The 23,134-nt window shown below is 71.4% G+C and carries 19 protein-coding genes and 2 riboswitches; of the genes, 16 read left to right on the top strand and 3 right to left on the bottom strand.

All coding sequences use genetic code 11. The features are described from left to right. Positions 1-35 precede the first annotated feature (35 nt). From ACWCPW_RS03100 to ACWCPW_RS03090, 3 genes are all read right to left on the bottom strand, one after another. On the bottom strand, positions 36-1,229 hold the full coding sequence (locus ACWCPW_RS03100; protein WP_449759826.1) for a lipid-transfer protein: 1,194 nt from the start codon (positions 1,227-1,229) through the stop codon (positions 36-38). After that, positions 1,226-1,672: a Zn-ribbon domain-containing OB-fold protein gene (locus tag ACWCPW_RS03095; RefSeq protein ID WP_391582043.1), complete on the bottom strand. Its 447-nt coding sequence runs from the start codon at positions 1,670-1,672 to the stop codon at positions 1,226-1,228. Before ACWCPW_RS03095 ends, ACWCPW_RS03100 begins: the two co-directional genes overlap by 4 nt. 131 nt (positions 1,673-1,803) lie before the next feature. Then, positions 1,804-2,715: an AurF N-oxygenase family protein gene (locus tag ACWCPW_RS03090; RefSeq protein ID WP_449759825.1), complete on the bottom strand. Its 912-nt coding sequence runs from the start codon at positions 2,713-2,715 to the stop codon at positions 1,804-1,806. Positions 2,716-2,881: 166 nt separating this feature from the next. Between ACWCPW_RS03090 and ACWCPW_RS03085 the strand changes: the two genes are divergently transcribed. The 16 genes from ACWCPW_RS03085 (at position 2,882) to gcvP (ending at position 23,108) form a co-directional block, all read left to right on the top strand. After that, on the top strand, positions 2,882-4,915 hold the full coding sequence (locus ACWCPW_RS03085) for an acetoacetate--CoA ligase (protein ID WP_449759824.1): 2,034 nt from the start codon (positions 2,882-2,884) through the stop codon (positions 4,913-4,915). 651 nt (positions 4,916-5,566) lie between these two features. Next, complete coding sequence (locus tag ACWCPW_RS03080; RefSeq protein ID WP_449759823.1) at positions 5,567-7,003, top strand: glycosyltransferase 87 family protein; 1,437 nt, start codon at positions 5,567-5,569, stop codon at positions 7,001-7,003. A gap of 62 nt (positions 7,004-7,065) precedes the next feature. Continuing rightward, the gene (locus ACWCPW_RS03075; RefSeq protein ID WP_395872198.1) at positions 7,066-7,722 is read left to right on the top strand and encodes a CDP-alcohol phosphatidyltransferase family protein; all 657 of its coding nucleotides are present in this window, start codon (positions 7,066-7,068) and stop codon (positions 7,720-7,722) included. 112 nt (positions 7,723-7,834) lie between these two features. Continuing rightward, complete coding sequence (locus ACWCPW_RS03070; protein ID WP_449759822.1) at positions 7,835-10,330, top strand: sugar phosphate nucleotidyltransferase; 2,496 nt, start codon at positions 7,835-7,837, stop codon at positions 10,328-10,330. A gap of 147 nt (positions 10,331-10,477) precedes the next feature. Next, positions 10,478-11,527 (top strand): DUF881 domain-containing protein, encoded by a 1,050-nt coding sequence (locus ACWCPW_RS03065; protein WP_449759821.1) that lies wholly within the window; start codon positions 10,478-10,480, stop codon positions 11,525-11,527. Then, positions 11,524-11,856 carry a small basic family protein gene (locus ACWCPW_RS03060; RefSeq protein WP_020548716.1) on the top strand — a complete coding sequence of 111 codons (333 nt, stop codon included), beginning with the start codon at positions 11,524-11,526 and terminating at the stop codon, positions 11,854-11,856. The genes ACWCPW_RS03065 and ACWCPW_RS03060 overlap by 4 nt, the downstream gene beginning before the upstream one ends. Before the next feature lie 457 nt (positions 11,857-12,313). Then, positions 12,314-13,222 carry a DUF881 domain-containing protein gene (locus tag ACWCPW_RS03055; protein WP_449759885.1) on the top strand — a complete coding sequence of 303 codons (909 nt, stop codon included), beginning with the start codon at positions 12,314-12,316 and terminating at the stop codon, positions 13,220-13,222. A gap of 73 nt (positions 13,223-13,295) precedes the next feature. Then, a complete protein-coding gene (gcvH, locus tag ACWCPW_RS03050; RefSeq protein ID WP_449759820.1) occupies positions 13,296-13,682 on the top strand; it encodes a glycine cleavage system protein GcvH in 387 nt (128 codons plus the stop codon). 373 nt (positions 13,683-14,055) lie between these two features. Next, positions 14,056-14,574: an FHA domain-containing protein gene (locus ACWCPW_RS03045; protein WP_395872204.1), complete on the top strand. Its 519-nt coding sequence runs from the start codon at positions 14,056-14,058 to the stop codon at positions 14,572-14,574. 26 nt (positions 14,575-14,600) lie between these two features. Next, a complete protein-coding gene (ftsR, locus tag ACWCPW_RS03040) occupies positions 14,601-15,326 on the top strand; it encodes a transcriptional regulator FtsR (RefSeq protein WP_449759819.1) in 726 nt (241 codons plus the stop codon). 154 nt (positions 15,327-15,480) lie between these two features. Next, positions 15,481-15,954, top strand: coding sequence for a bifunctional nuclease family protein (locus ACWCPW_RS03035; protein ID WP_020548711.1), 474 nt, complete (start codon positions 15,481-15,483; stop codon positions 15,952-15,954). Positions 15,955-16,358: 404 nt separating this feature from the next. Next, on the top strand, positions 16,359-16,973 hold the full coding sequence (locus ACWCPW_RS03030; RefSeq protein WP_395872208.1) for a MerR family transcriptional regulator: 615 nt from the start codon (positions 16,359-16,361) through the stop codon (positions 16,971-16,973). A gap of 46 nt (positions 16,974-17,019) precedes the next feature. Further along, positions 17,020-17,706 carry a SanA/YdcF family protein gene (locus ACWCPW_RS03025; protein WP_449759818.1) on the top strand — a complete coding sequence of 229 codons (687 nt, stop codon included), beginning with the start codon at positions 17,020-17,022 and terminating at the stop codon, positions 17,704-17,706. A 40-nt stretch (positions 17,707-17,746) separates the two neighbouring features. Then, entirely contained in the window at positions 17,747-19,096 is a 1,350-nt protein-coding gene (locus ACWCPW_RS03020; protein WP_449759817.1) for a DNA polymerase IV, read from the top strand. A gap of 55 nt (positions 19,097-19,151) precedes the next feature. Then, entirely contained in the window at positions 19,152-19,844 is a 693-nt protein-coding gene (locus ACWCPW_RS03015) for a DUF4230 domain-containing protein (protein ID WP_395872214.1), read from the top strand. 48 nt (positions 19,845-19,892) lie between these two features. After that, positions 19,893-19,989, top strand: a riboswitch (glycine riboswitch). A 2-nt stretch (positions 19,990-19,991) separates the two neighbouring features. Further along, positions 19,992-20,128, top strand: a riboswitch (glycine riboswitch). A 61-nt stretch (positions 20,129-20,189) separates the two neighbouring features. Then, the gene (gcvP, locus tag ACWCPW_RS03010) at positions 20,190-23,108 is read left to right on the top strand and encodes an aminomethyl-transferring glycine dehydrogenase (protein ID WP_449759816.1); all 2,919 of its coding nucleotides are present in this window, start codon (positions 20,190-20,192) and stop codon (positions 23,106-23,108) included. Positions 23,109-23,134: the final 26 nt, after the last annotated feature.

Below are 23,134 nucleotides of genomic sequence, written 5' to 3'. Positions count from 1 at the left end.
GACCCCGAGACCGTTTCGATGAATCCGAGCCGGCTCTACCGGGTGACGATGATCGAGGAGCCGTGTCCGAACAGGCCCTGGTTGGCGGTGATGCCCACCGTCGCGCCGGGCACCTGGCGCTCGCCCGCCTCGCCGCGCAGTTGCCAGGTGAGCTCGCAGACCTGGGCGATCGCCTGCGCCGGCACCGCCTCGCCGAACGAGCCCAGGCCGCCGGAGGCGTTCACCGGGATCCGGCCGGTGATCTCGGTCGCGCCGTCGCGCAGCAGCTTCTCCGCCTCGCCGCGCGCGCAGATGCCCAGGTCCTCGATCCAGTCCAGCTCCAGCGCGGTGGACAGGTCGTAGACCTCGGCCAGGCTCAGGTCCTCCGGGCCGATGCCCGCCTCCTGGTAGGCGGCCTGTGCCAGCGACGCGCGGAAGGACAACTCGTTCGGGGCCACCGCCACCGAGGAGTCGGTGGCGATGTCGGGCAGTTCGATCAGCGCACTGGGGAAGGTCGGGGTGACCGTGGAGACCGCCGAGATCCGCACCGGGGAGGTGGTGTGCCGGGCGGCGAACTCCTTGCTGCACAACACGACCGCCGCCGCGCCGTCGGAGGTGGCGCAGATGTCCATCAGGCGCAGCGGGTCGCACACGATCGGCGAGGCCGCGACGTCCTCCATCGTGAACGCCTTGCGGTAGCGCGCGTTCGGGTTGGCCAGACCGTTGCGCGCGTTCTTGACCTTGACCCGGGCGAAGTCCTCGACGGAGGCGCCGTACAGGTCGATCCGGCGCCGAGCGTACATCCCGAAGTAGGCCGGGTTGGTCGCGCCGAGCACGTGGAAGCGCACCCAGTCCGGGTCGTCCGGGCGGTCGCCGCCCACCGGCGCGAAGAAGCCCTTGGGGGCCGCGTCCGCGCCGACCACGAGCGCGACGTCGCACAGACCCGCGAGGATCTGCGCACGGGCGCTCGCGATCGCGTGCGAGCCGGACGCGCAGGCCGCGTACGAGCTGGAGATCCGCGCACCGGTCCAGCCCAGCGCCTGGGCGAAGGTGGCGCCCGCGACGAAGCCCGGGTAGCCGTTGCGGATGGTGTCCGCGCCGGCCACGAACTGGATGTCCTGCCAGGCCAGGCCGGCGTCCCGCAGCGCGTCCTGGGCGGCCTTGACGCCGTACTCGACGAAGTTGCGGCCCCATTTGCCCCACGGGTGCATGCCCGCGCCCAGGACGACGATCTCGCGGTCGGTGCTCATGCCTTGACCTCCACGGGTCGCACGTTCCACGTGGTGTAGACGTGCTCGTCGTTCTCGTACAGCACGCCGGGCACGATCTCGACCTCGACCCCGACCTTCAGGTCGTCCACGCCGACGCCGGGCGCGCCCTGGCCGAGCACGATCAGGCCCTCGGCCTCCAGGCGCACCGCGATGATGGTGAACGGCTGCCACTCGGTGTCCGGGTCGGACACGAACGGGGCCGGCGGGCGGTAGCCGGCGTTCGTGTAGGACCACACCGTGCCGCGCCGGGACAGCGGTACCTCGGCGAACTCGGTGCCGGCGCACGCCGGGTTGCTGCAGAACGTCTCCTGGCGCGGGAAGAACACGGTCCCACAGGCGGTACACCGGGTGCCGAGGAGGGAGAAGTCCTCCCCGGACGTGGTGAACCAACCGGGGACCACAGGCTTGTGGTCCTTCGTCACGGGGCCCTCCAACTCGTCTGGCCGTGTCGTGCGATGTGTGTACGGACCACAGTCTGACGGATCGTCAGTTCCGGGCGCCAACCCGACCGGGGTATTTACGGTCACACCCGCCCGCGCCGCCCGGCCGGACGCTACATCCGACGTCCCATCAGGCCCGAGGCCCGCCACAGCCGTTGCCCCGGGCCGCCGAGCAGGCCGTGCTCGTCGTAGAACGCGATCAGCCGCCTCGACCAGTGGCCCAGGGTGTCCAGGCGATGCGGATTGGCGCGTGCCACCCGGTACGCCTCGGCCGGATCCAGGCCCACCGCCGCGTAGACACCCGGATGGACCAGGCGGGTGGCGATGATGTGCGCGGCCCGGGCCAGCGCCAGGCGGGTGATCGCCCGCTCGGCGCGGGACATGTGCGGCGCGCCCCGGGCCACCTCGTCGCGCGCGTAGCGCACGTGCCGGGCCTCCTCGACCACGTGGATGCGCGCGGTCTGCCGGGTGATCGGCTGGAGCGACTCGTCGGCCATCATCTCGCGCTGCATCGTGTCCAGGACCTCCTCGGCGATCAGGGCCATCGCGAAGGCCTGCACGCCCGAGCCGAGCGTCTTCATCGCCCGCGCCGCCATGTGCGCGTACGGGCCGGGTCCGTACTCGGGGCACTCCAGTTTGTCGATCAACCTGCCGAACATGGTCGAGTGCCTGCACTCCTCGGCGATCTCCATGAACGCGTACTGCACGTGCCGCGAGGTCAGCGGGCGGTCGTAGACGTGCCGGATGAGCAACTGCATCAGCACGACCTCGAACCAGATGCCGACACTGGCCATCGAGGCGACCTCGTGCCGGGACAGGTCGATCCGCTGCCGTTCGCTCATGCGTTCCCAGGTCGGCGTGCCGTACAGGCTGACCCGGTGCGCGGGCAGGAAGTACGCGCCGTCGAGCAGCGGCGCGTCCCAGTCGACGTCGGTGATCGGGTCGAACGCGTGCGAATGCGACGCGGCGAGCAGCCGCTCCGCGACGCGCTCGCGGTCGGTGACGGTGCCGTGCGTGGTGGGCATGCGAGGCCTCCTCTGCCGGACTTGTTTCCCGTCGGTAACATCCCGCGTTCGGCGCGGCGCGTCCAGAGTGGACACGAAGATCCTTTACGACCCGCCCGGGGGATGCGCGCCGAGGCGCGAGATGGCAGGGTCGGGGGGCACACCGCGCGGAGGGGGCAGTAAAGAGATGACGGAATCGAGCGAGCGGGCCGAGCTGTTGTGGCAGCCGTCGGCCGAGCGGGTCGCCACCGCGGCGGTCACCCGCTATCGCGAGTGGCTCGGCGCCGAACGCGGCGTCCGCGCCGAGGACTACGCACAACTGTGGGCCTGGTCGACCACCGAGCCCGAGGCCTTCTGGGCCTCGCTGTGCGACTGGTTCGAGCTGGACCTGGGCGATCGGGAGGTGGTGCTGGCCGACCGGACCATGCCCGGCGCCCGCTGGTTCCCCGACGCCCGCCTCAACTACGCGCAGCAGGTGCTGCGGCACGCCGAGGACGGCGACCCGGAGCGGGCCGCGATCGTCTACCTGGACGAGGAACTGACCCCGCGCGAGATCTCCTGGGTCGAACTGCGCCGCCAGGTCGCCTCCTGCGCCGCCACCCTGCGCGAGCTGGGCGTCCGGCCCGGGGACCGGGTCGCGGCCTACGTGCCGAACACCCCGCACGCGGTGATCGGACTGCTCGCGTGCGCCGCCATCGGCGCGGTCTGGTCGGCCTGCGCGCCCGACTTCGGCGCGCGCAGCGTGCTGGACCGGTTCCAGCAGATCGAGCCGGTCGTGCTGATCGCGGTGGACGGCTACCGCTACGGCGGCAAGGAGATCCGCCGCGCCGACGTGGTCGCCGATCTGCGCGCGGGCCTGCCGACGGTACGACACGTGCTGCATGTGCCACTTCTGGACGAACCGATGCCCGCCGACGTGCTGCCGTGGGCCGAGGCGATCGGGCGCGAGGTCTCGGGCGCCGACCTCGACTTCGAGTCGGTCGGCTTCGACCACCCGCTGTGGATCCTGTACTCGTCCGGCACCACCGGCCTGCCCAAGGCGATCGTCCAGGGCCACGGCGGCATCGTGCTCGAACACCTCAAGCAGGCCGCGTTCCAGCTCGACCTGGGTCCGACCGACCGGTTCTTCTGGTACACCTCCACCGGCTGGATGATGTGGAACATGCTGGTCGGCGGCCTGCTCGCGGGCAGCACGATCGTGCTCTACGACGGCAGCCCCGGCTACCCCGGCCCCGACGCGCAGTGGACCGTGGTCGAGCGGTCGAAGGCGACCTGGTTCGGCACCTCCGCCGCGTACGTGATGGCCTGCCGCAAGAACGAGCTGACCCCGCGCGTCAGCCACGACCTGAGCCGGGTCCGGGCGGTCGGCACCACCGGCTCGCCGCTGCCGCCGGACGGCTTCCGCTGGATCTACGACGCGGTGGGCGCGGACATGTGGCTGGCCTCGGTCAGCGGCGGCACCGACGTGTGCAGCGCGTTCGTCGGCGGCAGCCCGGACCTGCCGGTGTACCTCGGCGAGATCCAGTGCCGCGCGCTGGGCTGCGCGGTCGAGGCCTGGGACGAGGACGGCCGGCCGGTGGTGGACGAGGTCGGCGAACTGGTGATCACCCGGCCGATGCCCTCGATGCCGGTGTACTTCTGGAACGACCCCGACGACGAGCGCTACCGGGCCAGCTACTTCGACACCTACCCGGGCGTGTGGCGGCACGGGGACTGGATCACGCTCACCGGGCGCGGCACCATCGTGGTGCACGGCCGCTCCGACTCGACGCTGAACCGCCAGGGCGTGCGGATGGGCTCCAGCGACATCTACGAGGCGGTCGAACGCCTGCCCGAGGTGCGCGAGTCGCTCGTGGTGGGGCTGGAACTGCCCGACGGCGGCTACTGGATGCCGCTGTTCGTGGTCACCGCGCCCGGACACAACCTCGACGACGCGCTCAAGGCGCGGATCCGTACGGTGATCCGCGAGGAGGTCTCGCCGCGCCACGTGCCGGACGAGATCATCGCGGCGCCGGGCGTGCCGCACACGCTCACCGGCAAGCGGATCGAGATCCCGGTCAAGAAGCTGCTCCAGGGCCGCCGACTGGAGGACGCGGTCAACCCCGGCTCGGTGGACGACCTCGACGTGCTCCGCTTCTACGCCGAGGTGGGCCGGTCGCGGGCCCGCGCGCAGGAGGACCGGCAGGAGACGAAGCAGGGGGACAAGCAGGGGGACAAGTAGGGACAAGTGGAGATGGGCGGGCGTTGCCGGACCGATCGGGTCGACGCCCGCAACCCTCCCGAGGGCGCCAGAGTGTGACGCACGCGCAGTAATGCGCGGAGCAAACGGGCGTTCGTGATGGCGCGATCGCACGCATGCCCGAGACGTCACGTCGCACCCGGCGCTTGCCCGGACGTCTCCCGGCGGTGGCTGCGGTCCCGGTCGTGACATCGGGCGCCGGCCGCGCCGACCGCCGCCGTTCCGGGCCGTCGGGTCGCGCTCCCGGTGCCGGTGCCCACCGGGCCGATCCGGCAGGTCCCCTACCGCGACGGCCGCGAACTCCGGCTCGCCGGGTGGGATCTCGTCCTCGCCGACGCGTACACTCTCGCCGGGCTCGCCGCGTTGATCGCGATCGCGGTCGGCCTCGCGGCGTCTCGAGGAAGGTGGACGAGCCGGTCGGCGGAAGCCGTTACGCTCGATCCGCCCGAACCGGTGGGTCGACCATCCCCCGGGGAGTCCCACCCCACGCCGGCCGGGGCCCAGGCCCTGTCCGGGAGCGTGTCCGGGAGGGTTCACCGGTTCCCGGCACCGGACGCCGGGCGGGACCGAACCGGGCGTGTGGATATCCTGACCCGGCGCCACCCGGCCAGGCGCCCATTGAACCGTGCAGTTGTGGAGTCCCCGACCGACATGTCCTTCCCCCAGGTGCTCGTGACCTCCTGCCGCGAGCTCTTGACGCTCGCGCCCCGCGTCCCGTTCGGGCACGAGCGCGGCCGGGAACCGCGTCGACCGCGCCGCGCCGCCCTCGTCGGCGGCGCCCTGCTGGTGCTCTCGCTCGGCCTGTGGGTGTTGTGGACCTACCTCGGCCGCCGCGACATGTGGCACATGCTCGACCTGAGCGTCTACCACGACGCCGCGCACCGCTTCCGCGACGGCGACGAGATCTACACCCGCAACTACGGCAATTGGACCGACAAGCTGCCGTTCATCTACCCGCCGATCTCGGGCCTGCTGTTCTACGGTCTGCTGCCGCTGGGCTTCGCCGGCCTCAAGTGGTTCATGGCGGTGGTGAGCCTGCTCTCGCTGTTCGCCGTGGTCTGGTCCTCGTGGGGCATGCTCGGCTACCGCCGCGGCCTGGGCCGGCTCGGCGTCAGCGCGGCCACCTTCGCCGTGGTGTTGTGGCTGGAGCCGGTGCAATGGACGCTCGTGTGGGGGCAGATCAACCTGCTGCTCCTGGCGCTGATCGTGCTCGACCTCGGGTTGCCGGACAGCCGCAGGTACAAGGGCATCGGCGTCGGCATCGCGGCCGGCCTCAAGCTCACCCCCGGCATCTTCATCGTCTACCTGCTGATCACCCACAGGTTCCGGGCCGCCGCGGTGGCCAGCGGCGCGTTCGTGGGCACCGTCCTGGTGGGCCTGGTCTCCGCGCCGTCGGGGTCCGTCTACTACTGGTCGCACATCGTGTCGATCAGCGGCAAGGTCAACGACAAGCTCAGTGTGGGCACGCTCAACAACCAATCCGTGCAGGGCATGTTCACCCGGTGGCTCGGCGACGGCGGGGCGGCCTCGGCGCTGTGGTTCCTGTGCTGCGCGCTGGTCGGCGCGCTCGGCCTGGTGGCCGCCGCGCGGGCCTCGCTGCGCGGGCACGAACTGGTCGGCGTGGTGATCACCGGCGCCCTGTCGCTGTTCGTCTCGCCGATCTCGTGGTCGCACCACTGGGTCTGGGTGGTGCCCGCGTTCGTCCTGCTCGCGCACACCGCGCTGACCCGGGCCCGACCGCTGTGGTGGTGGCTGACCGGCACGTTCTTCGTGTTCTTCGCCGCGTGGCCGCTGCGGCTGAACGTGCGCGGCGACTGGGACGACTCGCAGACCCTCCAGCCGTGGGGCCTGATCTGGCTCGCCCCCCGGGACGGGAACCGGGAACGGCACTGGACGCCGATCGAATTCGTGCTCGGCAACGGCTACCTCTTCGCGGGCATCGCGCTGACCCTGATCCTGGTGTGGCGCATCCTGCGCGACCGCACCCCGCTGCCCACGGTCGCCGAGCCGGTCGTCGAGCCCGCCACCCCCGATCCGGACCCGGTGAGCAGCGGATCCGCGCGTCACTAGGCTGGACTGCGAACGAGTCGGACCCGGAACGAGAAGCCCCACCGGCAGAAAGCGGAGGTCCCGTGGAGGCCCACGTGGACGCGGCGCCGCCGCATCCCCGAGACGGCGGCGTGGATGCTCCCAGCGATCGGGTCCTGACCATCCCCAACGCGCTCAGCTTCGCCCGGCTGCTCGGCGTACCGGTCTTCCTGTGGCTCATCCTGGCGCCCGAGTTCGGCGGTCCCAAACACGATCTGTGGGCGCTCGCGCTGCTCATGCTCAGCGGGATCAGCGACTACCTGGACGGCAAGCTGGCCCGCAGGTGGAATCAGGTCAGCAAGGTCGGCGCGATCCTGGACCCGGCCGCGGACCGGCTCTACGTGCTGGCCACCCTGGTCGGCCTGACCTGGCGCGAGATCCTGCCGATCTGGCTGACCGCGATCATCCTGGGCCGCGAGCTGTTCATGGGCGTGGTGCTGCTGATCCTGCGCAGGCACCGCTACGGCGCGCTCTCGGTCAGCTTCGTGGGCAAGGCCGCCACCTTCAACCTCATGTACGCCTTCCCACTGCTGCTGCTCAGCGACGGCACCGGACGTGTCGCAACTCTCGCCGCGATCTTCGGATGGGCGTTCGCCTGGTGGGGTACCGCGCTGTACTGGTGGGCAGGAGTCCTCTACGCAGCCCAGGCCAAACGCCTCGTGGCCGCGGACAAGGCGGGTCGCTCGGCGACCGCCGGGTAGCGCAGGGATCGCCCGACACCGCGGCGATCACCACGTACAGAAGGCACGCCACCCGGCCCCGGTAATTCAGCCGCGGGTGCGGGTGGTGTGACGCGATAGGAGGACGAGACCGATGAAGGCCGTCGTCATGGCCGGAGGCGAGGGCACCCGCCTGCGCCCGATGACCTCCAGCATGCCCAAGCCGCTTCTGCCGGTGGTGAACCGGCCGATCATGGAGCACGTGCTGCGGCTCCTGAAGCGGCACGGACTTTCCGAGACCGTAGTCACCGTCCAGTTCCTCGCGTCGCTGGTTCGCAACTACTTCGGCGACGGCGAAGAACTCGGGATGACCCTCACCTACGCGAACGAGGAGACCCCGCTCGGCACCGCGGGCAGCGTCAAGAACGCCGAGGAGGCGCTCAAGGACGACACGTTCCTGGTCATCTCCGGCGACGCGCTCACCGACTTCGACCTCACGGCGCTGGTCGAGTACCACCGCGCCAAGGGCGCGATGGTCACCGTGTGCCTGACCCGGGTGCCCGACCCGCTCGAGTTCGGCATCACGATCATCGACGACGAGGGCCGGGTGGACCGGTTCCTGGAGAAGCCGACCTGGGGTCAGGTCTTCTCGGACACCGTCAACACCGGGATCTACGTGATGGAACCCGAGGTCTTCGACTACGTTGCCGCGGGCGTGTCCGTGGACTGGTCGGGCGACGTGTTCCCCAAGCTGCTCAAGGAGGGCAAGCCGATCTACGGCTATGTCGCCGAGGGCTACTGGGAGGACGTGGGCACGCACGAGAGCTACCTCAAGGCCCAGGCCGACGTGCTCACCGGCAAGGTCGACGTGGACATCGACGGCTTCGAGCTCTCGCCGGGCGTCTGGGTCGCCGAGGGCGCCGAGGTGGACCGCGAGGCGATCCTCAAGGGCCCGCTGTACATCGGCGACTACGCCAAGGTCGAGGGCGGCGTGGAGATCCGCGAGCACACCGTGCTCGGCTCCAACGTGGTGGTCAAGCGCGGCGCGTTCCTGCACAAGGCGGTCGTGCACGACAACGTGTACATCGGCCCGCAGACCAACCTGCGCGGCTGCGTGATCGGCAAGAACACCGACGTCATGCGCGCGGCCCGGATCGAAGAGGGCGCGGTGATCGGCGACGAGTGCCTGATCGAGGAGGAGTCCCTGGTCGCGGGGGACGTGCGGATCTACCCGTTCAAGACGATCGAGGCCGGCGCGGTCGTCAACACGTCGGTGATCTGGGAGTCGCGCGGCCAGAAGTACCTGTTCGGCCCGCGCGGGGTCTCCGGCATCCTCAACGTCGAGATCACCCCCGAGCTGGCCGTGCGGTTGGCCGGCGCGTACGCCACCACGCTCAAGAAGGGGGCCACCGTCACCACCGCGCGTGACCACTCGCGTGGTGCCCGCGCCCTCAAGCGAGCGGTCATCTCCGCGCTCCAGGCGTCCGCGATCAACGTGCGCGACCTGGAGAACGTGCCGATGCCGGTGGCCCGCCAGGAGACCGCGCGCGGCTCGGCGGGCGGGATCATGATCCGCACCACGCCCGGGGTGCCGGACTCGGTGGACATCATGTTCTTCGACGAGCGCGGCGCGGACCTGTCGCAGGCCGCGCAGCGCAAGCTGGACCGGGTCTTCTCCCGTCAGGAGTACCGCCGCGCGTTCCCCGGCGAGATCGGCGAACTGACTTTCCCCGCACGGCCGTTCGACAGCTATGCCGGTTCCCTGCTGAAGGCGTTGGACATCACCGGCGTGCCCGAGTCCGGGCTCAAGGTGGTGGTGGACGCCGCGCACGGCAACGCCGCCCTGCTGCTGCCCAGCATCCTGGGCCGGCTGGGCATCGACGCGTTCACCGTCAACTCCGGCCTGGACGACGCCCGCCCCACCGAGACCGCGGACGAGCGGCACGAGGGGTTGTTGCGGCTGGGCGAGATCGTGGCCTCCTCCAAGGCCGCGTTCGGCGTACGGTTCGACCCGGTCGGCGAGCGCATGTCGCTGGTGGACGAGCGCGGCCGGCTCATCGACGACCACCGCGCGCTGCTGGTGCTGCTGGACTGCGTCGCGGCCGAGCGCGGCGGCGGCAAGATCGCGCTGCCGGTGACCACGACCCGGATCGCCGAGCAGGTCGCGGCCTACCACGGGGTCCAGGTGCAGTGGACCACCACGTCGCCGGACGACCTGGCCCGGGTGGCCATGTCCGACGACACGATCTTCGGCGGCGACGGACGCGGCGGCTTCGTGGTCCCCGAGTTCAGCACCGTCTTCGACGGTACGGCCGCGTTCGTCCGGCTGATCGGGCTGGTCGCGCGCACCCAGTTGACGCTGAGTCAGATCGACGCGCGGATCCCGCGCGCGCACGTGCGCCGGCGGGACGTGGCCACGCCGTGGGCGGCCAAGGGCATGGTGATGCGCCGGGTCGTGGAGGCGGCGGGCGACCGCGAGATCGACACCACCGACGGCGTGCGCGTGGTGGAGGCCGACGGGCGCTGGGCGCTGGTGCTGCCGGACCCGGCCGAGGCGGTCACCCACGTGTGGGCCGAGGGCCCGGACGACACCGCCGCGGACGAACTCCTGGACGAGTGGAGCCGGGTCGTGGAGCACGCGGGCGACTGACGGCCCCTGCCGGCCGCCGACTCCGGCGGTGCGGGCAGCCGTCTTGTAGGGTCTTCCCCGGCCGTGGATCGCCTGTCGCGATCCGCGGCCGGACCCGGTATCGGACCCTGCATCGAGCACTCCGTCGGGCATGGAACGATGGGGCGCATGTCATCGCGGGAGACACCAGGCACGAGCCGGTTCAGGCGGCCGGACGCCTCGATGTCCCTGCTCGTGGACATGATGACGAACAGCCTGGACGCGGGCTACGCGGAGGCCACCGCCCGGCGCGCGGTACGCGGCGACACCGGGATGAACAAGGGCCCGCTGGCCCGGGTGCTGGCCGTGGTCGGGGTCGCGCTGATCGCGATGATCCTGATGGTGGCCGCGATGAAGGTGCACGCCGCCGCCCCGCAGGCCGAGCGCGAGCGGCATCAACTGGTGGACCGGATCCACACCGACGAGGCCGAGGTGGACGCGCTCACCGCCACCGTCGAGCGATTGCGCGCCGAGGTGGACGCGATCCAGGAGGTCTCGCTGCCCAAGGGCGCCAAGGACCGGGTCGAACTGCTCGCGCTGCTCACCGGATCCGATCCGGTCGAAGGGCCGGGCCTGAAGGTGATCGCGGACGACGCCAAGGGCTCGGACAACACCGACGGCTCGACCGACCCGCGCCAGGCCGAGGCGGCGGCGAACGGCCGGATCCTGGACCGCGACCTCCAACGGCTGGTCAACGGCCTGTGGAAGGCCGGCGCCGAGGCCATCTCGATCAACAACCAGCGGCTGACCGCGCTGTCCGCGATCCGCGCCGCGGGCGCCTCGATCCTGGTCGACAACCGGCCGCTGGCGCCGCCGTATACGATCCTGGCGATCGGTGACGCCAAGCCGATGCAGGTCGAGTTCATGGTCGGCGCGGACGGGCGATATCTGCGCCAGCTCCAGGAGAACTACGGGATCCGGGTCAACCTGAGCGCACAGAAGAAGCTCAAGCTGCCCGCCGCGCTGGGCACCTCGTTGCGCTACGCGGACGTACCCGGCGGCCCGCCGCCCGCGAGCACGGCGCCGAGTACACCCTCGAGCCCGCCCGCGAAGCAGACCCCGGGCACACCGCCCGCGACGGCCACGGGCCGGAGCACGGCACCGCCGAGCGGTTCGGCCCCGCCGACCGGCTCGTCGATACCGTCGCAGAAGCAGACCGAACGAAAGGGTAAACAGTGATCGCGGTCCTCGGCCTGGTCCTCGGGGTCGTGGTCGGGTATCTCGCCCGACCCGTGATCCCGCACGAGCTGGAGCCGTACCTGCCCATCGCGGTGGTGGCCGCGCTGGACGCGGTCTTCGGCGGTCTGCGCGCACTGCTCGACGGCATCTTCGACGACAAGGTCTTCGTGGTCTCGTTCCTGTCGAACGTGGTCGTCGCCGCGCTTATCGTCTTCCTCGGCGACAAGCTGGGCGTCGGCGCGCAGTTGTCCACCGGCGTGGTGGTCGTGCTCGGCATCCGGATCTTCTCCAACGCGGCGGCCATCCGGCGGCACGTCTTCCGGGCCTGACGGGGAGTCACACATGGCCGACGAAACGGACGAGACGCGCGGGCGGCACGCCCGCCACGACGAGGATCCCCGCGACCTGGGCATCCCTCGCACGGCCGCGGAGCCCGCGCCCGCGCCCGAGCCCGCTTCCGGGCCCGGGCCGGTGCCCGAGCCCGAGCCGGAACCCGAGGCGGAGCAGGAGCCGGAGGCGCCGGCCGCCCGCAAGCCCACGGTCGAGACCCGGCGCCCGGTCGACCTCTATCACGAGGGCCGGCACATCCGGGAGCGGATCCGCGAGCAGGCCGCCGAGGTGACCTCGGAGATCCCGCCGATCACCGCGCCGATCCGCGAATCGGCGCGGGAGACACGGCAAACGCCCCAGGCGCCCCAGGTCTCCCAAGCCTCCCAGGCCTCCCAGACACATCGGGCGGCACAGGTGCCGCAGACGCCCCGGGCCGCGCGGGCGTCCGTGCCGCCCCTGGTGCCCGCGGCGCCCTCGCCCGAACAGGCCCGGGAGCGCGAGGTGTCCGGGCCGCGCGACCCCCTCGCGCGGCCGCACGCGGGAGCGCACGCGGTGGCGCGCGACACGCCCGGACCGGAAACGGATTCGAACGCGGTTTCCGAGCCGCACCCGCACGAGCCGGTCGACGATCAGCCGGGCCGCCGCAGGCTGCTCGAGGCGTTCTGGCCGCCGCGCGTGAGTCGGGCCCAACTCGTGGGCGCGGTACTGCTGTTCGCGCTCGGGGCGGGGTTGGCCATCCAGGTCCGCTCGAACACCGCGTCCGATCCGCTGCGTGGTGCGCGACAGGAGGACCTGGTCCGTGTGCTGGACGAACTCGGCGAGCGTACCCGGCGGTTGGAGGACGAGAAGCATCGCCTGGAGAACAGCCGCACACAGCTCCAGAACAGCAACGACCGGGTCCAGGAGGCGCGTGAGCAGAACGCGGCCAAGGCGGACGCCCTGGGCGTGCTCGCGGGCACCGTCAAGGCCAGCGGACCCGGTATCACCCTGACCATCACCGATCCGCAGCGCACGGTCAGCGGCGACGTGCTGCTGGACACGCTCCAGGAACTGCGCGCGGCGGGCGCCGAGGTGATCCAGATCAACGACGTGCGCGTGGTGGCCGGCACCTGGTTCAACGGCACGCCGCCCGGCGACATCGTGATCGACGGTACCAAGGTGCTGCCGCCGTACGTGTTCAAGGTGATCGGCAATCCGCAGGATCTCCAGCCCGCGTTGAACATCCCCGGGGGTGTCGTCAAGACCCTGGAGAAGAAGCAGGCGGGGGCCATTGTCACCCCCTCGCAGGAGGTGCTGATCGACGCCTTGCGGCCTGCGAACAAGCCTGGTTACGCTCGCTCGGCACCGGGCGCCGGTAACGGGTGAGCACACCTGACAGAATCAGTCCGCCGGTCGCCGTCGGTGCACACTCATCAGGCAAGAAGGGCAGGCTGTCCGCATGTACCCCGCAGATCTCGCGTACACGACGGAGCACGAATGGGTGCGCGTCATGGAAGAGATCTCCGGGACGGTGCGGATCGGCATCACCGAATTCGCGCAGGACGCGCTCGGTGACATCGTCTACGTCACGCTGCCGCCCATCGGCACCCGTGTCGTGGCCGGACAGCCCTGCGGCGAACTGGAATCGACCAAGAGTGTCAGCGACCTCTTCGCGCCGCTCGACGGCGTCGTGACCACCGTCAACGACGTGCTCGACGGTGCACCGGAGTTGGTCAACTCCGATCCCTACGGCGACGGTTGGATGTTCGAGGTACGCCTCGACGATCCCGCCGCACCGGCCGCGCTCTTGGACGCGGCCGCCTATCAGAACAGCCTGGGCTCCTGACGGCCCGGCGAAGCGGTAGGCAGTCCATCACCACGACCCACTCCTCCTGCCCCACGGGCGGGCCAGGTTCTCTCGGGGAGGTTCGCCCGTGAAGTTGTTCGCGAAATTGTTCGGTCGTTCCCGTCGCTCCGGCGACGCGCCGGCTGCCGATGCGGGGAGGTCCGGCAACCCGCCGGCCGCCCCGCCGACGATGCCCCCGGGCACCCCGTACGGGGCGTCCGCCGGCTCACCCCCCGCACCCGCTCCGCACCTGGGCGAGTCCGACGCGACCGCCGGGCATGTCGCTGTTGACCAGGAACACACGGCGCGCATAAGTTTCGGGCAACTCTCGACCGAAGGTCGAGGTGCGACCGGCACGGGTCAGGAGGCCGACGTGGTGGTGTGCGGCGCCTGCGGGCATCACAATCCGCCCGGTGGCCGGTTCTGCTCCAACTGCGGCGCTCGGCTGGGCGCGGGCGCCGAGCGCGCGTCCGAGCAGACCTCGACCATCTCGATCAGCGGCATCGAGGCGCTGGACGCGGAACCCGCGCCCCGTGAGATCCTCACCCCCGAGGCGCAGGCCGCGGTGGACGCGCTGCCGCCGGGAACCGCGCTGCTCGTGGTGCGCCGGGGCCCCAACTCCGGCAGCCGCTTCCTGCTCGACTCGGACCGCACCACGGCCGGTCGGCATCCGCAGAGCGACATCTTCCTCGACGACGTCACGGTCTCGCGCAAGCACGCCGAGTTCCGCCGCACGCCCGGGGGCTTCGCGGTCGCCGACGTGGGCAGCCTGAACGGCACCTACGTGGGCCGCGAGCGGATCGACGAGGTTCCGTTGGCGCCGGGCGACGAGGTACAGATCGGCAAGTACCGACTGGTCTTCTTCCCCAGCCGCCAAGGGCAGATCGGGTGAGTCCGGCGGCGGCCGGATCGGTCTCCTTGAGCATCGGCGGGGTGTTGACCCTGCTGCGTCCCGAGTTCCCGGACATCAGCATCTCCAAGATCCGGTTCCTCGAGGCGGAAGGGCTCATCGAGCCGCAGCGGAGCCCGTCGGGCTACCGCAAGTTCGGCCCCGCCGACATCGAACGACTGCGCTACGTGCTGCGTGTGCAGCGCGACCGTTACCTGCCGCTCCGGGTGATCAAGGATCAACTGGACGCGATGGATCGCGGGCTCGAACCGGCCGGCCCGACCCCGGCCGAATCCCCACGATCGCAGGACACCGAAGGCGATCCGGACTCGGCCGGTCGGGAGGGCACCACGGTGCTGCTCGACCGGCCGGGCCTGATCGCCGCGGCCGGCATCCAGGACACGGACCTGGCCCGGCTGGAGGAATTCGGCCTGATCCAGCCGCATCGTCCGCGACCCGGCGCCGCCGGCGACGGCGAGCAGGCGGTGGTCTACGACGGCGACGCGCTGGTGGTGGCCCGACTGGTGGCCGCGCTGGGCCGCTACGGCGTGGAGCCGCGCCACCTGCGGCAGACCAAGGCCGCCGCGGACCGTGAGGCCGCCCTGGTCGAACAGATCGTCGCGCCGCTCCTGCACCGCAGGGGCGCCCGCGCGAAGGCGGGCGCCGAGGAGACCGTGCGCGACCTGCTCGCGCTCACCTCGCGCCTGCACACCGTCCTGGTCACCACCGCGCTCGCGCCCCGCCTGGGCCGCTGACCCGCGTCGCCCGCGCCGCCGCCGACGGGCGCCGATCGGACCGCGAGGCGGACCGGGACGTGAACACAGGGCCACGAAGAAAAAACGACGAATCCCCGACCTATTCGGCCCCCGGGGATCGGTGACCGACAGCCGAGCGCGCTAGTGTGGCGATGTGAACGAGCTAGAGGTTGTGGGCGTCCGGGTGGAGATGCCCTCTAACCAGCCGATCGTGCTCCTACGGGAGACGGGGGGCGATCGTTATCTCCCCATCTGGATCGGCCCGGTAGAGGCGACGGCCATCGCGTTCGCCCAACAGGGCGTGGTACCCGCGCGTCCTCTGACGCACGATCTCTTCCGGGACGTGCTGGAGGCGTTGGGCCAGGAATTGACCCAGATCCGGATCACCGACCTGCGCGAGGGCGTGTTCTACGCCGAGCTGGTCTTCTCCGGCGGCGTGGAGGTCAGCGCGCGTCCGTCGGACGCGATCGCGCTCGCGCTGCGAACCGGGACATCGATCGTCGGCAGCGACGCGGTCCTGGACGAGGCGGGCATCGTGATCCCCAACGAGCAGGAGGACGAGATCGAGAAGTTCAGGGAGTTCCTGAACGACATCTCGCCCGAGGACTTCGGCACCACGAGCCAATAGTCGGCCCGCCGCGGCCGGGTGCACGTCCGAAACCGCCGACCGTCCCGCCCGCCGCTCCCGGCGAGGCGGTAGCGGACGGCGGTTTTTTCGCGTCCGGGACCGGTCGGCGCCCACGCGGGCCCGCCGGCGCGCCGCCGATCACGCTCGATCCGGCTCGATCCGCTTCGATCAGAGGCAAAGCGGCCAGACCTACCCCTGGGCAACCGGTTCAAACCACTCGTGCGAGCAGCGTCACTCGGCGTGCCGAACGGCCCGGTCGTTGACGCGCTGTTGGTGACTGCCTACCGTCGAAATCGACAGTTCCGGGATGACCCCTGCGCGTTGCACCTCGCCGCCTGCGGCCCGGGACTGAAAGAGACTCTCCGCGCCGTACTCGGGCGCGGGGAGACGAAAGGGAGGTCGGCGTGAGCAGCACCGGCGACATCACGGCGGCGGAACGCGCCCGCACGGCACGTCCTCTGCCGGCGACCGACCCCGGTGCGGGCCCCCGGCGGCAGGACGTCACGCCGCCCGGCACCCCGTCGGAGGACGTCGGTTACCGGGGCCCGACGGCGTGCGCGGCGGCCGGCATCACCTATCGCCAACTCGACTACTGGGCCCGCACCGGCCTGGTCGAGCCCACGGTCCGCCCGGCCCACGGCTCGGGCACACAGCGGCTGTACGGCTTCCGCGACATCCTGGTGCTGAAGATCGTCAAGCGGCTCCTGGACACCGGCGTCTCGCTGCAGAACATCCGGATCGCGGTGGCCCACCTGCGCGGTCGCGGGATCGGCGACCTGGCCGGGATGACCCTGATGAGCGACGGTGCCAGCGTGTACGAGTGCACGTCCTACGACGAGGTGATCGACCTGGTCCAGGGTGGTCAGGGGGTCTTCGGGATCGCCGTGGGGGCGGTGTGGCGCGAGGTGGAGGGCTCGCTCGCGCAACTCCAGGGCGAGCACACCGGCACCGGGGAACCGATCACGCAGGTCCATCCGGGTGACGAACTGGCACGCAGACGCCGGGACAAAGCGGTCTGAGGCGCCCGGGGCGGGTGGGAACCGGTTCGCCGGGCAGGACGTCCCCATGGACGTGATCCTTCGTCGGCCGACCCCGCCGCGCTCGCGGCGGGCCCAACGGCGCGGCTATCAGGCCGCCGTCCTGCTCACGGTGGCCGGGCTGGCCCCGATCACGGGGCTGCATCTGTACGCCGGGAACCGGGTCCGCACGGTGGCCGACGTGCCGCACGAGGACGTCACCATGGTGCTCGGCGCGGGTGTGCACGGGGACCGGCCGTCCGATCTCCTGGCCCGCCGGCTCGACGTCGCGCTCGCGTTGTACCGCGCCGGCAAGACCCGGGTGATCCTGGTCAGCGGCGACGGCGGAGGCAACCGCTACGACGAGACCAGGGTGATGCGGCGCTACCTCGCGGACCGGGGAATCCCGCGACACCGGATCGTGACCGACGAATCGGGATTCTCCACCTGGGAGTCCTGCATACGCGCCAAGCGCGTCTACGGGATCGACCGGGTCATCGTGGTCACGCAGAGCTTCCATCTGCGCCGTGCGCTCGGCCTGTGCCGGGCCGCCGGGATATCCGCGTACGGCGTCCCGGACGAGTCCTTCGCGTGGGGCCACATCGGGCCCACCGTGTACGGAACCGGTCGCGAGACGCTCGCCGCGATCAAGGCGACCGGGCAGATCGTGCTCAAGCCGGATCCGCGGGTGAAGGGCCCGGAAAGCGACGAGATCCGACGCGCCCTGAGCGGTTGAACGCGCGTTCTGTCGCACCCGTGCGTCATCATTGCCCGGTGTGAGACAGGCCCCGGGCATCCTCCATCTCGACATGGACGCGTTCTACGCGTCGGTCGAGCAGGTCGCGAAGCCCAGTCTGGCCGGCAAGGCGGTGATCGTCGGCGGCATCGGCGTGCGCGGCGTGGTGGCCACCGCCTCCTACGAGGCCCGGGTGTTCGGTGTGCGCTCGGCGATGTCGATCGGCGAGGCCCGCCGGCGCTGCCCCAACGCCGCCTTCCTCGGCCCGCGCTTCGCGCTCTATCGCCAGGTCAGCGACACCGTGATGGAACTGCTGCACCGCCTGTCGCCCCTGGTGGAGCCGCTCAGCCTGGACGAGGCGTTCGTCGATCTGGAGGCGGGCCCGCACGGCGGCACCCTGGACACCGAGCGGGTCACCGAGATCGCGGTGCGCCTGCGCGCGGACATACACGCGGCCACCGGGCTCACCTGCTCGGTCGGCGCGGCCACCTCCAAGCTGCTGGCCAAGATCGCCTCCGAGGCGGACAAGCCCGACGGGCTGTGCGTGGTCGCGCCCGGGACCGAGCGGGCGATGCTCGACCCGCTGCCGGTGCGCGCGCTGCCCGGGGTCGGCCCGGCCACCGGCGACGTGCTGCGCCGGGCCGGCCTGGACACCGTGGCCGACCTGGCCGCCGTCGACGAGAGCGAACTGGTCCGGCTGCTCGGCCAGGCGCACGGACACGGCCTGCACGTGCTCGCCACCGGGCTGGACGCGCGTCCGGTGGTCGCCGACCGGGACGCGAAATCGGTATCCGTGGAGGACACCTTCCCCACCGACCTGGTCGACCGCGAGCGCATCACCCGGGAACTGGACCGGCTCTCGATCCGGTGCGTGGAGCGGTTGCGCGCCGCCGGACGCTCCGGGCGCACGATCGTGCTCAAGCTGCGGCGCTACGACTTCAGCACGCTGACCCGCTCGGAGACGCTGCGCGGGCCCACCGACGACCCGGGGGTGGTGCGCGAGACGATCCGCCGGTTGGCCGCGCAGGTGGACGTCACGGGCGGCGTGCGGCTGCTGGGGGTGGGCGTCGGCGGGCTGGCCGACTTCGCCCAGCAGGACCTGTTCGGCACGGCCGAACCGGAACCCGCCGAGTCGCACGAGGAGGACGCGGAGGCCGACCGGGAGGCGCCGGCACAGGCCGCCCCGGAGCGGGTCTCCTGGTCGCCCGGCCAGGACGTGGTGCACGAGGAGTTCGGGCCCGGCTGGGTGCAGGGCAGCGGCGTCGGGCGGGTCACCGTGCGGTTCGAGGTACCGGGCGGAAAACCGGGCCGGGTGCGCACGTTCGCGATCACCGATCCCGCGCTGCGACCGGGGGAGCCGATTCCGCTGCCCGCCGCCGACGGGGGATAGCCCGGGTGATCCGGGGCAGGCGCCGGGCAGACGACTCCTCGGGGGTGTCCCGACAATGACTGATGTCAAAGAGCGGCCGGCGCGAGGGCAGGGTGCCTTCCGATCGGTTCGCCGCAGGCTCGGCCTGCCCGCCTTCCTGGTCACACTCCTGGTCGGCTTCATCGTGCTGGCCCTGGTGCTGGTCGGCCTGGTCAACCTGCTGCCCGGCAAATTCAATCCGTTCGGCGAGACCACCAAGGACCACAGCGGACCGGTGATGCTCAAGGCCGTGCAGGATCTCAGCCGCTACGAGGCGGTCAGCGGCACCTTCCAGGTCGTGGTGGACCTGGAGAAGGACGCGAAGTTCCTGCCGGACGCGGTCCGAGGCCAACGTACGCTGTTCGTCGGCGTCGGCCAGGTGGGTGGTTTCGTGGAGTTCGGCGGGATCGGCCAGGACGCGATCCAGACCTCGCCGGACAACAAGAGCGTGACCATCAAGCTCCCGCACGCGCGGCTCGCGCCCGCCGCGCTCGACCAGAAGAACAGCCACGTGATCGCCCAGGACAAGGGCCTGTTCGACCGCTTCGGCGACTTCTTCTCCAGCAATCCCGGCGATCAGCAGCAGCTCTACGTGCTGGCGACCAAGAAGATCGACGACGCGGCGAAGACCGCGGGACTGGTGGAGCGCGCGGAGCGGAACACCACCGGCATGCTCCAGGGGATGATGCGCTCGCTGGGTTACACCACGACCACTGTGACCTACGCCTAGTGCGAAGCCCCTGGTGGGTGTCACGCTGATACCGTTGTAGCCGCCCATTACGTTCGCGCGGGAGAGTCCTCGTGTCGTGCACACGAGGCGCCGAAGGAGCAACTCCTCCCCGGAATCTCTCAGGCACCCGTACCGCGTGGTCGTGGGCACTCTGGAAAGCAGGATCCGCGCGTGGCTCGCCGAGTCGGGTCGGATCCTCGCCGACGGTGCAAATCGCGCCCGTGGGAACCGGTCCGACCGGTACTCCGGGCGCGGTGAAGCTCTCAGGTACAGATGACAGAGGGGGAGGCCGGTGGACGCGCGACCCGCGTGTCCGTCCAGGAGCGATCCAGGAGGCCTTTCGCGATGACCCCGCGCACCCCCGCCCCGCGTGCTCACGCCGTACTCCCCTCCGGCCCCGGCTCGTTGACCGGCCTGGAGGCCGCGTCGCCGTTCACCGGCCGGCACATCGGTCCGGACACCGACGAGCAGGCGAAGATGCTCGCCGCGATCGGCTACGGATCCCTGGACGAGCTGACCGACGCGGCGGTGCCCGCCGCGATCCGCGCGCTGGAGGGCTTCGAACTGCCCGCCGCGCGCAGCGAGGCCGAGGTGCTCGCCGAGCTGCGCGAGCTGGCCTCCCGCAACAGCGTGCTGACCTCGATGATCGGGCTCGGCTACCACGGCACCTTCACCCCGCCGGTGATCACCCGCAACGTGCTGGAGAACCCGGCCTGGTACACCGCCTACACGCCCTACCAGCCGGAGATCTCGCAGGGCCGGTTGGAGGCGCTGCTCAACTTCCAGACCGTGGTCACCGACCTGACCGGCCTGGACGTGGCGGGCGCCTCGCTGCTGGACGAGGCCACCGCCGCCGCCGAGGCGATGACCCTGGCCCGCCGGGCCGGGCGGGCCACGAGCGACGTGTTCGTGGTGGACGCGGCCACGCTGCCGCAGACGATCGCGGTGGTGCGTACACGCGCCGAGGCGCTGGGCATCGAGGTCGTGGTCGCCGACACCGCACAGGGGCTGCCCGAGGGCGGCTGCTTCGGTGTGTTGCTGCAGTACCCCGGCGCCGACGGCCGGGTCCGCGACCTGACCCCGGTGATCGAGGCCGCGCACGCGCACGGCGCGCTGGTGGCGGTCGCCGCCGACCTGCTCGCGCTCACCGTGCTGCGCGCGCCCGGCGCGATGGGCGCCGACATCGCGGTCGGCACCAGCCAGCGGTTCGGCGTGCCGATGGCCTTCGGCGGCCCGCACGCGGGCTACCTGGCGGTCCGCGAGAAGCTCACCCGCAGCATGCCGGGCCGGTTGGTCGGGGTGTCCGTGGACTCCGACGGCGCGCCCGCCTACCGACTCGCGCTGCAGACCCGCGAGCAGCACATCCGCCGGGAGAAGGCGACCAGCAACATCTGCACCGCGCAGGTCCTGCTGGCCGTGATGGCCGGCATGTACGCGGTCTACCACGGGCCGGACGGGCTCACCTCGATCGCGCGCCGCACCCACCGGTACACCACCGTGCTCGCGGCCGGGCTGCGCGCGGGCGGCGTCGAGGTCGTGCACGGCGACTTCTTCGACACGATCACCGCGCGGGTGCCGGGCCGGGCGCGGGACGTGCTCGCCGCGGCCCGCGCCGCCGGGATCAACCTGCGCCCGGTGGACGCCGACCACGTCGCGATCACCTGCGACGAGACCACGCTGCGGGCGCATGTCGAGGGGGTCTGGGGCGCGTTCGGGGTCACCGGCGACGTGGCCGCGCTGGACGCGGACACCGCCGACGCGCTGCCGACGGCGCTGCTGCGCGACACCGAGTTCCTGACCCACCCGGTCTTCCACACGCACCGCTCCGAGACCGACATGCTGCGCTACCTCAAGCGGCTCGCGGACAAGGACTACGCGCTGGACCGGGGGATGATCCCGCTCGGCTCGTGCACGATGAAGCTCAACGCCACGGTCGAGATGGAGCCGATCACCTGGCCCGAGTTCGCGAACCTGCACCCGTTCGCGCCGGTCGACCAGGCCGCGGGCTACCTGGAGCTGATCGACGGGCTGGCCGACTCGCTGGCCCGGATCACCGGCTACGCCAAGGTCTCGCTCCAGCCCAACGCCGGTTCGCAGGGCGAACTCGCGGGCCTGCTCGCGGTCCGCGCCTACCACCACGCCAACGGCGACACCGCCCGCGACGTGTGCCTGATCCCCTCCTCCGCGCACGGCACCAACGCGGCCAGCGCGGTGATGGCGGGCATGCGCGTCGTGGTGGTCAAGACCGGTGAGAACGGCGACGTGGACCTGGCCGACCTGCACGACAAGATCGAGCGGCACCGGGACACGCTCGCCGTGCTGATGGTGACCTACCCGTCCACGCACGGCGTGTTCGAGGAGGGCATCGAGCAGGTGTGCGCGGCGGTGCACGAGGCCGGCGGCCAGGTGTACGTGGACGGCGCGAACCTGAACGCGCTGGTCGGGCTGGCCCAGCCGGGCGGCGCGATCGGGGCGGACGTGTCGCACCTGAACCTGCACAAGACCTTCTGCATCCCGCACGGCGGCGGCGGTCCGGGCGTGGGCCCGGTCGCGGTCCGCGCGCACTTGGCGCCGTACCTGCCCAACCACCCGCTCCAGCCCACCGCGGGCCCGGAGACCGGCGTGGGGCCGATCTCGGCCGCCCCGTGGGGCTCGGCGGCGATCCTGCCGATCCCGTGGACCTACCTGCGCCTGATGGGCCCCGACGGCCTCAAGGAGGCCACCCAGGTCGCGGTGCTGGGCGCCAACTACATCGCCAAGCGGCTCGCACCGCACTTCCCGGTGCTCTACACCGGCCCGAACGGCCTGGTCGCGCACGAGTGCATCATCGACGTGCGGGGGATCACCAAGGCCACCGGCGTCAGCGTCGACGACGTGGCCAAGCGGCTGATCGACTACGGCTTCCACGCGCCGACGATGTCCTTCCCGGTGCCCGGCACGCTGATGATCGAGCCGACCGAGAGCGAAAACCTGCGGGAGATCGACCGGTTCTGCGACGCGATGATCGCGATCAAGGGCGAGATCGACCGGGTCGCGTCCGGTGCGCTGCCCGCCGAGGACAACCCGCTCGGCAACGCGCCGCACACCGCCGCGTTGCTCGCGGGCGAGTGGACGCACGCCTACACCCGCGAGGAGGCGGTCTTCCCGGCCGGTGTGGTGCCGGCCGAGAAGTACTGGCCGCCGGTGCGTCGGATCGACGGCGCCCAGGGCGACCGCAACCTGGTCTGCTCGTGCCCGCCGATCGAGGCGTACGGCAACAACTGACCTCGACCGCGCGGCCCGCTCCCGAT

The organism is Embleya sp. NPDC001921 (genome assembly GCF_053594475.1).
Note: the sequence above shows the minus strand (reverse complement) of the source record. Positions and strands in the feature narration are given on the sequence as shown.